The following is a 14,561-nucleotide window of genomic DNA, read 5'->3' on the forward strand; positions in this document are numbered from 1 at the left end:
GGGTTAGGGGATGGGGAATAGGGATTGGCTATTGCAACGCGAATGTTCTTCCCTGATTTCCGCAGCGCTTTCTTGAAGGCACGCATTCTTGGAATAATGACGCGGGAGACGCAGAAGCCGGCGGGAATTTTCCCGCCAGCTTCTGCGTTGGTTGGTGCCGTATTCAGAAACCAGGATTCGGAAGCCAGTATGTTTTGGCTTTCTAAAGCCAAAGGAGAATAATCAAGCTAAACAGAACACAGAAATCGCGCAGCAAGAAAGCAAACTCAGTGCCCTCTGTGTTCTCTGTGGCTCAATCAGGTCGTTCTCTTCTTCGTGCCTTCGTGGTAAAGAATGCACGCTGCCTAGAAGAAAACCTTGAGCACTTTCAGCACGCCCTGGCTCCACGGCACGCGGTGCGATACGCCCGAGGCATTTTCGAACTCGTGCATGTGCGCGATATACCAGTCGTAGTTGCGCACCATGGCGTCGGCAGTCGAGTATTTGGGCTTGTAGCCCAGCACGCGCTCGGCCTTCTCAATCGACACAAACGAGTCGGTGCTGGCCGTTTCGTACACCCACTTGTACAGCGGCGAAAGTTTCATGGCTTCCAGCACGCGCAGCGCCAGGATCACCGGCTTGGCCGGAAAGCCAAGAATTTTCTTGCCCTTGCCGGCGCGGTCGAGCACTGCCTGATAGTCCTGCTTCATGGTTGTGAAGATCTTCGCGCCGATGTTGAACGTATCGTTGACCTTCTCGCGATCAAGCGTGGCGCACAGGTAAATCGCCTCGCACAGGTCTTCCACATCGAGCAGCTGGTAGCGGTTTTTGCCGTTGCCGATCATCGGGAAGTTCTTGCCGTCTTTCGCCCAGTCGTACAGCAGCGCAAACACGCCCAGCCGCTCGGGGCCAACAAACGACTTCGGGCGCACGATTGGCACGCACATGCCCTTTTTGCGGAAATCGAGGCAAACCTGCTCGGCCTTGACTTTGGCCTCGCCATACGGCCCGACGCCCTCAAGCTTGTCGTCTTCCAGCAGCGGGTGGTGGTCGGGAATGCCATACACCGCCGTCGACGAGACATGGATGAAGCGCTCGACCTTGTGGTCCATTGCCGATTGCAGCAGGTTGCGCGTGCCGTCAATGTCGGTCGAGTAGATGTCGGCGGGCTTGTACAGCGGCAGCGCGGCGGCGGTGTGAATGACGATATTCACGCCTTCCATCGCCCGGTCGACCGCCGATTTGTCGCGAATGTCGCCGCGCACCTCTTTGATGCGATTCTTCTCGGGGTAGTCGAATGGCGCAATGTCGAGCGAAACGACGTTGTGGCCGCGATCGAGCAAGTAGCGCACCATGTTTATGCCCAGAAAGCCTGCGCCACCGGTAATAAGATAGGTTTGTGCCATACGTTTCACCTTATTCGTTTACTATCCGGCTGACACATAGGTCAGCCGTTACATGCATAACTAAGCTAATAATAAATCAAGTTCTGCCCGACCCTTGTCTCGTCCGACCTACGTGTCGGACGTGCACGACCTACGTGTCGGACGTGCACGACCTACGTGTCGAACGGCAGACTATACGTGCCGGGCCAACGCGCCACCAGCGCGCGAAACTCGCCCGCGCCAGTGCCCGGCGTGTTGGGCGCGGCGATGTGCTGCGCAAACCACTCGTCCAGGCGGCGCAACAGCTCGGCGTGCTGCTCATCGCTGAGCGACCAGTCGGCGCTGTACATGCGCGCGCTCAGGCGTTCGCGCATCTCGCGGTGCGTCATTGGCGGGCGCTCGAACGGCGTCAGCGCCACCTGTTCGACATGCGCGCCCAGCGATGTGAGATATTCTGTGATGCGCTCATCGCCGCCCCACAGGTTCGAGCGCCCGCTCGGCCGGCCCACGCCCAATTCTTCGCGCAGGCGCAGCCAGCGGTCGCGCACCTGCACCGCCTCGGGCACGCTTTCGCCCGCGATTGGCCGGCCGTCGCCGGGCGCGCTGTCGTAGCCCAGCACCAGCGCGCCGCCGGGCCGCAGCACGCGCCGCGCCTCGCGCAGCATCGCCTGCCAGTCGTCCACCAGATGCACGACATGCACGCTCACAACCAGGTCGAACGACGCGTCGGGGAAGGGCAGCGCCGTCACGTCGCCCTGCCGCAGATCGAGCCGGTAGGTTGCGCGTCCCGCGTCGCCAGCAAGTTGCGCCCGCAGCCGATCCATCATCGCCTGCGAGAGATCAATGCCGGTGAAGTCGTAGCCAGCACGAATGAACGGAAGCGCGATTCGTCCCGTTCCAACGCCAAGTTCCAGCACCCGCGCATCCGGCCCAATGCAGGTGTGCGCCACAATCGCGTCGCGGATGCGCTCGGCCGAGCCGGCCGCGTAGCCGCGCGTCGCGTCATAATACTCGGCCGCCCGGTCGAACGAAACTCCTGGCATGCTTCGCCTCCTACGCCTGCTCGCGGCTGCGCGCCGCGCCATAGCCAGCGGCAGCGCGCGCTACATCGCGCCCGAGTTCCACGGCGAAGTTCGTGCCACGATCCCACGGATACACCTGGCTCATGCTGGCCCAGAACAAGCCCGGCAGCGGCGTCGCCAGCGGCGGGATGTTGCGCGAATGGTTCACCGGCACGATTGGCTGGGCGTAGCGCTCGCGATGCACCCAGAAATCGCGCACCCAGCCGCGCTCGAAGCGCGGATTGACCCGTTGCAGCGCGGGCAGAAAACGCTCCAGCAGCGCGTCGTTGCTGAGCTGGAAGTACTCGTGCGACGGGTCAAGATAATCGCCGCAGTAGATCAGGGTGTCGCCGCCATAGTGCGCCCGGTCGACGAAATTCGTGTGCTCCACCAGCGCCAGAAACGGGAACTGATCTTTGGGCATGTTGATCCAGTACAGCCCGCCGGTCAGCGGTTGATTGAGCGCCAGCGTCATCACCACCGCGCCCATCGAGCGCAGGTTGTCGAGCCGGCTCAGGTAGCTCGCTGGCAGCTCGGGCGCGAGCTTGCGCAGCAGGCCCGGCGCGCCGGTCACAATCACCGCGTCGGCCTCGTAAGGCGCGCCATCGGCAAGCGCCACGCGCCAGCCGCCACCCGGCTGCGCTGCCACGCCGCTCACCGGCGCGCCGAGCGCCACAGTCGCGCCACGTTTCTGCACCGCCGCGACCATTGCGTCGGCCAGGCCCTGAAAGCCGCCCGCGAAATAGCCCAACTGCACCGAGCGCGCCTTGAAGCGCGACCACAGCCAGGCCATGTTCACCTGCTCGGCGTAGGGGCCAAATTTCCCTTCCAGCAGCGGTTCGAAAAAGCCACGGTAGAGCGTTTCGCCGCCCCAGCGCCGCGTCCAGGCCGCCGCCGTCTGGCGCTCCAGCGGCCGCCAGTCGCGCACGCCCAGCTTCAGGTAGGCCATCAGCGCGTTCAGGCGCACCCGGTCGAGCGGCGGCAGGCCCGGGTAGCCCAGCACCGTCAGCGCGCCAGCCGCCAGATCGGGCACGGGCAGCTCGCGCGGGGCCGCCATGCCGGGCAGGCGCACAGTGGGCTTCGAGCCGGTCAGCGCATAGCCGCGATTGCCCCACCACTGCGCGGTGAGCGGGCGGCGGAAAAACATCTGGTCGCCAAAGCCAATCTCGCGCACCAGCTCGATGATTGCGGCGTCGGTGGTAAAAATATGGTGGTAGAAGCGCTCCAGCGGCCAATCCCAGCGCGCGTCGCGAAAACCCGAGGCCAGGCCGCCCGCCTGCGCGCCCGCCTCGAATACGGCAACTGAGTGGCCCGCCTTCGCCAGATCATAGGCGGCTGTCAGCCCGGCAATGCCCGCGCCAACAATAGCAATTTTCATAGAAAACCTTTTAATATCACAAAAACAAACTCTTTACACTTTGCGCTCTTGGCTGTTCAATTCATGCTGCCCCTTACGGCGCAGCTTCGACATTGCGTTCTTCCACTGCGCGGCCAAAATCGCGCCAGCCAACATGTTCCAGCAGCATAAACACCGCGCCCAGCAGCGTAATCGGCAGCCACAATGCGATATGCAGCACCAGCGTGTAGCCAGTGGCGATCGCCTTCGGCACGCCATAGGCCGCCAGAATCGCAATGCCCGGCGCGTCGAAGGTGCCAACATAGCCGGGTGTGGAGGGCAAGGTCGTCGCCAGATTCACCACCGCGGTCATGAGCATCAGCACCAGGAACGAGACGTGGAAGGGGAATGCCTGCATCACAAACCAGTATTTCGTGGTTTCGGTGAGCCAGATCAGTGTGGAGGAAAGAAAGATCAGCAGCAGGTCGCGCGGGCTGCGCAGCGATTGCAAACCCACCACAAAGCGATCAAACACGCCATGCACGCGCGGCCGCAGCCCGGCCGGCACAACATGATCAACTACCCAGGCATACACGCGGCTCATGCGCGCCGGGCGCAGCGCCAGCGCCAGAAAGACGATCAGGGCGGCAAAAAACACCACGCTGAATACCGTAACCAGCACGGCATAGCCGGCCGGCAGCGGCGCGAACGGCAGCGTCAGAAACACGAACAGCAGCATCACCAGGCCATCGAACAGCCGCTCCAGCACCACCGTTGCCAGCGACGCGCTGACCGGCACGCCTTCTTTGCGCCGCAGCACATACGAGCGCAGCACTTCGCCGGCGCGCGCGGGGTAGACATTGTTGCCCATGTAGCCGATCACAACCACGGGGAACAGGCGCGTCAGCGAGACCGGCTTGATGTGGCGCAGCATATAGTGCCAGCGCCAGGTGCGCGCCCACACCGCGCCAAAATACACCGCCACGCCGGGGATGAGCCACCAGTAGTTCGCGTGGCGCACCGTCGTCCAGAAGCCGGCAAAATCCAGGCCGCGCAGCGCGAGGGCGAGAAAGATGATGCTAACAACTACCCCGAGCCAGAATTTCCAGCTTCGCAACGAACGTACCTCCATTGGATGGCGCGCACGCCAATGCCTTGGCTACATCTCGGCAGCCAGCGGCTATCATACTCGCGGGCCTAGTGCCTGTCAACGAACGGCGCGGAATTATGTACCACAGAGACACAGAGAACACTGAGATTTGGCAGTTGAAGGTTGAATGTTTACAGGTTGCAGGTTACTGTCCTCTGCTTACTGCCTACTGCCTACTGCTCACCCCGTCACCGCTCCCAGCGCGGCCAGAGTGTCCAGATCACCACCAGCACGGCAGCGATCCAGGCCCAGCGCGTTTCGCTGGCGAAGCCATTGATGCGCAGAAACACCCCGCCCAGAAACAGGCCCGTTGCAATGATACCGCCCGCCAGCCGCCCAGTGGCCCGCTCGACGCGGCGCATGCTGCGCTCCAGCCGGCTGAGATCGACGCGCAGCTGCAAATCGCCGCGGTTGGCCGCCTTGTAGAACTCATCCATCTGGCGTGGCAGCGTGGCGAGCAACTGCCCCGCGCCGGTCAGCTCCTTGCGCGCGCGGTCAATCCAGTCGCCGTCGCGCGACTCGCGGGCAACGAGTTCTTCGGCAAAGGGGCGCAGCGTGTCGAACAGGTTGATGTCGGGGTCGATAGCCGTGGTCATGCCGCTTACCATGCTCACCGCACGACCCATGTAGATCAAATCCTGTGGCATCTGGAAGGGCAGATCGCGCACAAGGTGCTCGACCTCGCCAAACACATTTTCGGCCACTTCGGCGCTGGTCAGCTCGCGGATGCTGCGGTCGTAGGTGTGGCGGAACAGGATTGTCGCGGCCTGGATAATGGGCCGCCGGTCGGCGTGGGGCAAAATCACGCCCAGGCGATCGAGCGCGCCAACAAAGCGCGCCGGGTCGTTGGTGGCGACCGCCACGGTGCCTTCGCGCAGCGCCTCGGTGGCGCGCGGGCCAAGCCGCCCAACCATCCCAAAGTCGATAAAGATCAGTGTGTAGGGCGCAGCATCGGGCATTGGCGGGGCATGATCCACCGGCGTTGGCTCTGCCCCATTGGCGTTTTCAGCCACCATCACCAGCGGCGCGGGTGCCAGCACGGCCGGCTCGGGGCGCACAAACAGGTTGCCAGGGTGCGGATCGGCGTGAAACACACCGTCGAGAAACCACTGCTGCAAATAAGCGCGATAAAAGCGCTGCGCAAGATCGCTGCGGTCGATCCCGGCGCGATCCAGCGCGGCAATATCGGTGATCTTGATGCCGCTGATGCGCTCCATCACCAGCACGCGCCGCGTCGACATTTCCTGGTAGGGTTCGGGAATGTATACACCCGGCATCTGCGCGAGGTTGGCGCGCACGGCGAGGGCGTTTTGCGCTTCCAGAAGGTAATCAAGCTCTTCGATCAGCACGCGCTTGAACTCTTCAAACAGCGCCAGCAGGTCGGCGCGGCGCTTGATCGCGGGGTAGTGGCGGATGATGCGCACGGCCCATTCCACTGCGCGCAGGTCGATCTGCACGATCTCGTCGATGCGCGGGCGCTGCACTTTGATCGCGACCTCGCGCCCGTCGCGCAGGCGGCCAAAAAACACCTGCCCAAGCGAAGCCGCCGCAACCGGCGTGGGCGTAAACTCGGCAAACAGCTCGTCGGGCGCTGCGCCGAGGTCTTCCATAATAGTTGCAAGAATGTAGGGCAGCGGCGCGGGCGGCACTTCGTCCTGCAGGCCGGCAAGCTCGTCGGTGATCTGCACGGGCAGAATGTCGGCGCGCGAGCTAAGGAACTGGCCGAGCTTGATCAGCACGCCGCCCATCTGCACGGCCAGCCCGCGAAAGCGGCGCGCAATGCCCACCCAGCGGCGCATGCCGGTGCGGCGCGGGTACCAGCGCGTCAGGCGCGAGCGGCTGAGCAAAATGTCGATTAGGAAGACGTGAATAATCACCCCGAGGAAATACCACGAGATGCGCAAAAAACGACGGCGCGGGCGGATGTTGAGCGGCGGCAGGTTGGTGGGTGGCCGGGCCGGCGCTGTTTGTGGGGCATTCGTGATAGTTTGCACATGCCTATTATACACGACGGAACCGATTGACGCGGCCCGCCTCGCGTGCTAGCATCTCTACGACATGGCCTTCCGCTGCCGCACGCTTGCACAAAGGTCGCTATGCGCACCAGCATCTGGCTCGTTCGCCACGGGCAAACCGAGCTGAACCGGGCCCGCCGCTACCAGAGCCGCACCAACAGCCCGCTTACGCCCTTTGGCGAGCGCCAGGCCGCCGCGCTGGCCGGGCGTCTGCGGCGCATCCCCTTCCGCGCCTGCGTGCTCAGCCCCGAGCTGCGCGCGCAAACCACCGCCGAAACGATCATTGGCGAGCGGGCGGCAACGTTTTTTGAAGATGCGCGCTGGGCCGAAACCGCGCAGGGCGTGTGGGAAGGCATGACCTACGCCGAAGTGCGCGCGCAGTTCCCACGCGAGGCGGCCGCCCGCTTTGCCGACCCGCTCCACGGTCGCGCGGCTGGCGGCGAAAGCCTGGCCGAAGTGGCGGCGCGCGTGGTGGAAGCCTGGCGGAGCTTGCTGGGCCAATTCCCTGGAGGTCGCGTGCTGGTCGTCACCAACGCCACGCCCATCCAGCTGGTGCTGTGCATGCTCAGCGGCATGCCGCCCACGCTGCACTGGCGCTGGCGGGCCGACCTGGGCAGCGTGACGGCCGTCGACGTGTATGGCACCAGCGCGATTATTCGGATGGTCAACGAGGTCCCACGTCTATGAATACATCTGACGAAATCGCGCTGCGCGACCTGTGCGCGCGCGTGCGCGGCCCGAACAGCGCGGCCCAGTCGGCGGCGCGCACGCGGCTGGAGCGCCTGAGCCGGCAGCCCGGCGCGCTGGGCGCGCTTGAGCCGCTGATCATTCGTTTGGCCGCGATCACCGGGCAGGTGCGGCCCGAGTTCAGCGCGCCCGCCGTGCTGCTTGCCGCCGCCGACCACGGCATTGTGGCCGAGCGGGTGAGCCCACAGCCGCCCGGCGCAACTGCCCAGATGCTGCACAACGTGCTGCGCGGCGGCGCAGCGATCAATGCGCTGGCGGCGGCTGCTGGCGCGCGCATTGTTGCGGTGGATGCTGGCCTGGCGAATACGCTGCCCGACCACCCGCGTTTGCGGCGGGTTGCGATTGGGCCGGGCACGCGCAACATCGCCCGCGAAGGGGCCATGACGCGGGCGCAGGCCGCCGCCGCGCTGCTGGCTGGCGCGCGCATTGTCACGGCTGAGGCGCAGGCCGGGCTGGATCTGCTGCTGCTTGGCGAGCTTGGCGCGGGCAATACGACAGCCGCCGCCTGCCTCACGAGTGTGTTCACAGGCGTTGCGCCCGAACTGACCACCGGGCGCGGCGCGGGCCTCGACGAAGCGCGCCTGCCGCACAAGCGCAGCGTCGTTGCCGGGGCGCTGCGCCGCGCCCGCGCCCGCCCGGCCGACCCAATCGGCGTGCTGAGCGAGCTGGGCGGCTTTGAAATTGGCGTGCTGGCTGGCGCGGCAATTGCGGCCGCCGAGCGGCGCATTCCGGTCGTGCTCGACGGATTCACCAGCGCGAGCGCCGCGCTTGTGGCACTCGCACTCGCTCCCGAGCTGCGCCACGGCCTGCTGGCCGCGCACCGCACCGCCGAGCCGGGGCACCGCGTCGCGCTGGAGTTTCTGGGCCTGCAGCCGCTGCTCGCGCTCGACATGCGCCTGGGCGAAGGCTGCGGTGCGGCGCTGGCGCTGCCGCTCATCCACGCAGCCACGCGCCTCATGCGCGACATGGCAGCGCCCGAGCAGCCCGCCAGCGAAGACAGATCGGCGCGCTGAGCGACTTTGGGCCGAGGAGATGTAAAGCGCTCAGGGTGATATTCTATGACAAAGCAATCGCATTATTGCCACAAACATCGATAAATCGTTTATACTAGGGGCAGTCATACCGTTTGCGCTCATCGCCACATGCAGCCGTACGGCCGCCAGCCGCTGGCACGTACATGCCGTCATACAGGCGTTTAGCGCCAAATCAAACGCGCGTCTCTGTCGCAACATTGATTACGTTTTGATCAGGTATAATCAGAGCCGACCGTTTAGACTCTGTAGTAAGTGCCGCACGAATCGGCGCCAGTTCGATTCGTGGTCGCTCGTAGGCGATGAGCATCACCAGTCCGTGTACCTGTAAGGAGCCAACTCATGCCAGAGGAACGTGGCACCGCAACTGACCTTGAGCCGCGCTTTTACCCGAACCTGATCGGGCGCTTGTATTTGATCAGCCTTGAGGACGTGATGGGCCGCAACGGCGTCAACGCCTTGCTTAACCTGGCTGGCGCGCGCCACCTGGTCAACACCTACCCGCCCTCCAACCTCAAGCGCGAGTTTCCTTTTGCCGACCTGACCACCATCTCCAAATCGACCGAGACGATGTATGGCCCGCGCGGCGCACGCGGCATGGAGCTGCGCGCCGGTCGCTACGCTTTCAACCTCGGCCTGAAGGAGTTTGGCCCGCTGCTCGGCATGGCCGACCTGGCGCTCAAGCTCATGCCGATGACCATGAAAATGAAGATCGCGCTGAACGCGACCGCGCAGACCTTCGACCGTTTTTCGGATCAGCCGACGCGGGTGGAAGAGCGCAAGGGGCAGTTTCTCTACATCATCGAGAAGTGCCCGGTGTGCTGGGGCCGGCACAGCGACAAGCCGTGCTGCCACCTGGCGCAGGGTATTCTGGAAGAAGCGCTGACCTGGGTGACGGGCGGGCATTCCTTCCACATGGAAGAGATCGAGTGCCGCGCGATGGGTGGCACCACCTGCACCTTCGCCATCGACAAAGACGCCATCGACTAAGCAAGATACTTTCTTCCGACGCACCCCGGGCCGAGAGCTACATCGCTCTCGGCTCTTTGTTCTTCCCCCGGTGCTATAATGCCAGCTCGATGATGAGCAAAAAAGGACACAACGATGAGTGATTCATACGGTTTTGCGACCCGCGCCATTCACGCCGGGCAAGAGCCCGAAGCCACAACTGGCGCGGTGATCGTGCCGATCTACCAGACCTCGACCTTTGCCCAGGAGGCGGTGGGCGTGCACAAGGGCTACGACTATGCGCGCTCGGGCAACCCTACCCGCACCGCGCTGGAAACTGCGCTGGCCGCGCTCGACGGCGGCGCGCACGCGCTGGCCTTTGCGTCGGGCCTGGCTGCCGAAACGGCGGTGCTGCTGGCGCTTTCGGCGGGCGATCATGTCATTGGCGGGGATGACTGCTACGGCGGCACCTACCGCCTGTTCGACAAAGTGTTTGCGCGCCACGGCATCAGCTTCGACTTTGTCGACACGCGCGACCCCGAAGAAGTCGCCGAGGCCATCCGCCCCGAAACCCGGCTGGTCTGGCTCGAAACGCCAACCAACCCCATGCTCAAGCTGGCCGACATTGCGCGCATTGCCGAGCTGGCGCGCGCGCGCGGCGTGCTGACGCTGGTCGATAATACGTTCGCCTCGCCCTACCTGCAGCGCCCGCTGGAGCTGGGTGCCGACATTGTGCTGTACAGCACCACGAAGTATATGGGTGGGCACAGCGATGTGGTTGGCGGCGCGCTGGTGCTGAATGACGACGATCTGTATGCGCGGCTGAAATTCTTGCAGAACGCGGCTGGTGGCGTGCCGGGGCCGTTCGACTCGTGGCTGGTGCTGCGCGGCCTGAAAACGCTGGCGCTGCGTATGCGCGCCCATAGCGCCAACGCAATGGCCGTGGCACAGTTTCTGGAAACACACCCGGCCGTCGCCCAGGTGATCTATCCGGGCCTGCCCAGCCACCCGCAGCACGCGCTCGCCAAGCGCCAGATGCGCGATTTTGGCGGCATGATCTCGCTCATTCTGCATGGCGGCGAGGCGGCGGCCAACGCCCTGGTAACGCGCACACACCTGTTTACGCTGGCCGAAAGTCTGGGTGGTGTCGAGAGTTTAATCGAGGTGCCGGCGGGCATGACGCACGCCAGCGTGGCTGGCTCGAAGCTGGAAGTGCCGGGCGGGCTGGTGCGCCTGTCGGTTGGCATCGAAGAGGCCGAGGATTTGATTGCCGACCTGGCGCAGGCGCTGGGGTAAAAGCAAGGGCCGGGGCCAGCAGTGCTGGCTCCGGCCCTCATCACCATACAATGCGGAAAGTGCTGTCTTGCTCGGTGGGCGCTTCCCACTGGACATCAACCTTTTCAACGCGGGCGTAGCGCGGCCCGCCGTAGCACCAGCTCACCATGCGGCTCACCGCTGCGCGCGGCCCTTCAAACACTGCCTCAACGCGCCCATCGTCGAGGTTGCGCACCCAGCCGCTCACACCCGTGGTAGCAGCCTGCTGCTGCGTCGATGCGCGGAAATTGACCCCCTGGACGCGCCCGTTAATCGTGACATGCGCCCGCACCCGTTCCATAGCCGCCCCCTCCGCAGTTTCGTGCGTATCTGCCATCGAGCCAACCTACCAAGAACCAAGAACCCGCCAGCGTAACAACCCATTTTCTTTTTACAAATCATCTGGGATTGTTGTAGCTTCTCAACACGAGCTGGGCTAGCCCCAGTATCGTTCAAATAACCACCACGAAACCAAAACACCAAGGAGGTTGGAGCATCCTAAAGCTCTCTATGCCGCCGTATCTGTTTGGTATAACTTCCTGGCGTTCTTATTCTTATGTGGATGGTATTGGGGTTAGAAGCAAAGCCCAACACGGGCGAAATTTGTGGAGGACATTATAGCAGTTTTCAGAAAAGAAGGCGTGAAGGGGCAGGAGGTTTAGGGCATTCTGAAGCGTACTACGCATTACGCACTACACACTAAGATTCATAGTGCGTAGTGCGTAGGGTGGCGTTTGTTCGTATTTGCCCGAGCTGGGTTTCAGGTGTTGAGCTGCTCGGTGACGTTGGTGGCGATGAAAATCACCCGCTCGGCGATGTTGGTGGTGCGGTCGGCCAGGCGCTCAAGCGTGCGCGCCACATCGAGCATGTAGATCACGCTGTCGAGCTTGGTGGGGTCTTTGCGCGCTACCGCCATCAGCTCGGCCACCACGCTATCTTCCAGCTCGTCCACGCGCTCATCTTCGCGGGCGAGCGAGCGCGCCAGCCCAACGTCCAGCCGCACAAAGGCATCCTGGCAGGTATGCAGCATTTCCTGCGCGAGCGCGCCCATGCGGTGCAGGCCGGGCGGGGTTTCGATCAGCGAAGGGGCGCGCAGGCAGCGATCGACACGCTTGGCGATGCCCTTGGCATAATCGCCAGCGCGCTCAAGCTCGCCCGCAATCGCGATCGTCGCGTTCAGCGTGCGCAGGTCGGTGGCAAGCACGGGCTGCTGGGTGGCGAGCAGCTCAAGGGTCGCTTCTTCAATCGCGTTGCGCGCATCGTCGATCTCGCGATCGCCCTGGATCACCTGATTGGCAAGGCCAGTGTCCCAGGTGGCAAGCGCGCGCATGGCGTCGGCAAGCGCATGCTCGACCCGGCTGCCCATGCGCAGAAGGTCATCGTGAACAAGTTTGAGCTGCCGGAGGTAACGATCGCGCATGGAAAGGCTCCTTCAATATTACCAGCGCCTGGTCGGCACGAGTGCGAGTATTCAACGGCTCAGCGCGGTAGCGACATGCTATCATAGCTGCCCATGCACCGCAACAGGCTTCAGGCACTGTGGCACATCATTTCACACCATGCTATGCGCGCAATGCTAAGGGTGTGTTAAGGATTGGTAAGAGTTTCCTCATCCGCGCAGCTTTGCGTTCCCCGCTTGATGCTGCTATACTGAGCCGAAGCGCATCATGCCACTGGCGCGCTGTGCCTTTTGTTCGTGCCTGCCACGCCTGTCACTTGCCGCGCGTGCTATCGCGTCCTCCCGACGCTATTCAATACAAACCCTATGCAAGATCAACAGCGGATTCGGAACTTTTCTATTATTGCGCATATCGACCACGGCAAAACCACCTTGTCGGATCGCCTGCTTGAAACGACCGGCACGATCAGCTCGCGTGAGCGGCGCGACCAGCTGCTCGACGGCATGGACCTTGAGCGCGAAAAAGGCATCACCATCAAGGCCAAGGCTGTGCGCATGGCCTACCGCGCCAACGATGGCGAGACATACGAGCTGAATTTGATCGATTGCCCTGGGCATGTCGATTTTACCTACGAAGTGTCGCGCGCGCTGGCCGCCTGCGAAGGCGCGATCCTGGTGGTCGACGCGGCGCAGGGTATTGAAGCGCAGACGCTGGCGAATGTGTACCTGGCGCTGGAGCACGACCTGACGATTGTGCCGGTGCTGAACAAGATCGACCTGCCTGGTGCCGAGCCGAAGATGGTGGCGCAGGAAATCGAAGATGTGCTGGGCATGCCAAAAGAAGAAGTGCTCCATACCTCGGCCAAAGCCGGCATCGGCATCACCGAAATCCTGGAAGCAGTCGTTGAGCGTATGCCGCCGCCGAGCGGCCAGCGCGACCAGCCGCTGCGCGCGCTGATCTTCGACTCACACTACGATGCCTATAAAGGCGTCATCGCCTACGTGCGCGTGCTGGATGGCGTGCTGGCGAGCGGCGCGCGCATCCTGCTGATGGGCACGCAGGTGGAAGCCGATACGCTGGAGCTTGGCGCGTTCCGGCCCGGTATGACGCCACTGCCCGAGCTTGGCCCTGGCGAAGTTGGCTATATCGCCACCGGGCTGAAGTCGGTAGTCGACTGCCAGGTGGGCGATACCGTCACCCTGGCGAGCCGGCCAGCCGCGACGCCAATGGAAGGCTACCGCCCCGCCAAGCCCATGGTCTTCGCCGGCCTGTACCCCGTCGAGTCGAACGCCTATATCGACCTGCGCGAAGCACTGGAAAAGCTCAAGCTTAACGATGCCGCGCTTGCCTACCAGCCGGAAACATCGGCCGCGCTGGGTTTTGGTTTCCGCTGCGGCTTTCTTGGCTTGCTGCATATGGAAATTGTGCGTGAGCGGCTGGAGCGCGAATACAACCTCGATCTGCTGATTACCGCGCCCAGCGTCGAGTATCAGGTGCTGCTCACCGACGGCGAGGTCGTTGCCGTGGATAATCCCTCGGATATGCCCGAAGTTGTGCGGATCGCCAGCATCGAAGAGCCGGTCATGCAGATCAGCGTGTTTACGCCCACGCGCTACATCGGCACGATTATGGATCTGGTGACGAACAAGCGCGGCGCATTTGAAACCATGGATTATCTCGACCCGCAGCGCGTGCTGCTCAAGTACAAAATCCCGCTGGCCGAGGTTGTGATCGATTTCTACGATCAGCTCAAATCGCGCACGCAGGGCTATGCTTCGCTCGATTACGCGCTGGCCGGGTATCAGGAAGCCGATCTGGTCAAGCTCGACATTCTTGTCAATGGCACGCCTGTCGACGCGCTTTCGCTGATTGCACACCGCGATTTCGCTTTTGCCAACGGCCGCACACTGGTGGAGAAGTTGCGCAAGCTCATTCCGCGCCAGCAGTTCGAGGTGCCCATCCAGGCCGCCATTGGGAATAAAATCGTAGCCCGCGAGACCGTCAAGGCCATGCGCAAGGACGTGCTCAGCAAGTGTTACGGCGGCGACATCACGCGCAAGCGCAAGCTGCTGGAAAAGCAAAAAGAAGGCAAGAAGCGCATGAAGATGGTTGGCAGCGTCGAGATCCCGCAGGAAGCATTTATGGCGATTCTGTCGCTGAACGACGACTAAAACAGCGTTTCAGGAATAAGATTT

The 14,561-nt window shown here is 63.1% G+C and carries 13 protein-coding genes; 6 read left to right on the forward strand and 7 right to left on the reverse strand.

Annotated elements, in window-relative coordinates; genetic code table 11:
- Positions 1 to 24 precede the first annotated feature (24 nt).
- Positions 25 to 222 (forward strand): hypothetical protein, encoded by a 198-nt coding sequence (locus M1P90_RS17895; protein ID WP_483696646.1) that lies wholly within the window; start codon positions 25 to 27, stop codon positions 220 to 222.
- Positions 223 to 344: 122 nt separating this feature from the next.
- On the opposite strand, the gene M1P90_RS17900 is transcribed toward M1P90_RS17895, so the two are convergent.
- From M1P90_RS17900 to M1P90_RS17920, 5 genes are all read right to left on the reverse strand, one after another.
- A complete protein-coding gene (locus M1P90_RS17900) occupies positions 345 to 1,385 on the reverse strand; it encodes an NAD-dependent epimerase/dehydratase family protein (RefSeq protein WP_483696647.1) in 1,041 nt (346 codons plus the stop codon).
- A gap of 152 nt (positions 1,386 to 1,537) precedes the next feature.
- The gene (locus M1P90_RS17905; protein ID WP_483696648.1) at positions 1,538 to 2,407 is read right to left on the reverse strand and encodes a class I SAM-dependent methyltransferase; all 870 of its coding nucleotides are present in this window, start codon (positions 2,405 to 2,407) and stop codon (positions 1,538 to 1,540) included.
- A 10-nt stretch (positions 2,408 to 2,417) separates the two neighbouring features.
- A complete protein-coding gene (locus M1P90_RS17910; RefSeq protein ID WP_483696649.1) occupies positions 2,418 to 3,803 on the reverse strand; it encodes an NAD(P)/FAD-dependent oxidoreductase in 1,386 nt (461 codons plus the stop codon).
- Positions 3,804 to 3,876: 73 nt separating this feature from the next.
- Positions 3,877 to 4,878: a lysylphosphatidylglycerol synthase transmembrane domain-containing protein gene (locus M1P90_RS17915; RefSeq protein WP_483696650.1), complete on the reverse strand. Its 1,002-nt coding sequence runs from the start codon at positions 4,876 to 4,878 to the stop codon at positions 3,877 to 3,879.
- Between the two features lie 221 nt (positions 4,879 to 5,099).
- Complete coding sequence (locus tag M1P90_RS17920) at positions 5,100 to 6,905, reverse strand: ABC1 kinase family protein (RefSeq protein WP_483696651.1); 1,806 nt, start codon at positions 6,903 to 6,905, stop codon at positions 5,100 to 5,102.
- A gap of 102 nt (positions 6,906 to 7,007) precedes the next feature.
- Here M1P90_RS17920 and M1P90_RS17925 point away from each other — a divergent pair, with 102 nt between their 5' ends.
- The 4 genes from M1P90_RS17925 (at position 7,008) to M1P90_RS17940 (ending at position 10,948) form a co-directional block, all read left to right on the forward strand.
- On the forward strand, positions 7,008 to 7,613 hold the full coding sequence (locus M1P90_RS17925) for a histidine phosphatase family protein (RefSeq protein WP_483696652.1): 606 nt from the start codon (positions 7,008 to 7,010) through the stop codon (positions 7,611 to 7,613).
- Entirely contained in the window at positions 7,610 to 8,686 is a 1,077-nt protein-coding gene (gene cobT / locus M1P90_RS17930; RefSeq protein WP_483696653.1) for a nicotinate-nucleotide--dimethylbenzimidazole phosphoribosyltransferase, read from the forward strand. The genes M1P90_RS17925 and cobT overlap by 4 nt, the downstream gene beginning before the upstream one ends.
- A 360-nt stretch (positions 8,687 to 9,046) precedes the next feature.
- A complete protein-coding gene (locus M1P90_RS17935; protein WP_483696654.1) occupies positions 9,047 to 9,694 on the forward strand; it encodes a V4R domain-containing protein in 648 nt (215 codons plus the stop codon).
- Positions 9,695 to 9,808: 114 nt separating this feature from the next.
- Positions 9,809 to 10,948, forward strand: a complete 1,140-nt coding sequence (locus M1P90_RS17940; protein ID WP_483696655.1) for a cystathionine gamma-synthase — start codon at positions 9,809 to 9,811, stop codon at positions 10,946 to 10,948.
- A gap of 40 nt (positions 10,949 to 10,988) precedes the next feature.
- Here the strand turns inward: M1P90_RS17940 and M1P90_RS17945 are convergent, their stop codons facing one another.
- Both M1P90_RS17945 and phoU read right to left on the reverse strand, forming a co-directional pair.
- Positions 10,989 to 11,267 (reverse strand): acylphosphatase, encoded by a 279-nt coding sequence (locus tag M1P90_RS17945; RefSeq protein ID WP_483696656.1) that lies wholly within the window; start codon positions 11,265 to 11,267, stop codon positions 10,989 to 10,991.
- A 459-nt stretch (positions 11,268 to 11,726) separates the two neighbouring features.
- Complete coding sequence (gene phoU / locus M1P90_RS17950) at positions 11,727 to 12,386, reverse strand: phosphate signaling complex protein PhoU (protein WP_483696657.1); 660 nt, start codon at positions 12,384 to 12,386, stop codon at positions 11,727 to 11,729.
- A 345-nt stretch (positions 12,387 to 12,731) separates the two neighbouring features.
- On the opposite strand from phoU, the gene lepA reads away from it, so the two are divergent.
- A complete protein-coding gene (lepA, locus tag M1P90_RS17955) occupies positions 12,732 to 14,537 on the forward strand; it encodes a translation elongation factor 4 (RefSeq protein ID WP_483696658.1) in 1,806 nt (601 codons plus the stop codon).
- Positions 14,538 to 14,561 lie beyond the last annotated feature (24 nt).

This window comes from Kouleothrix sp. 19917 (genome assembly GCF_057073505.1).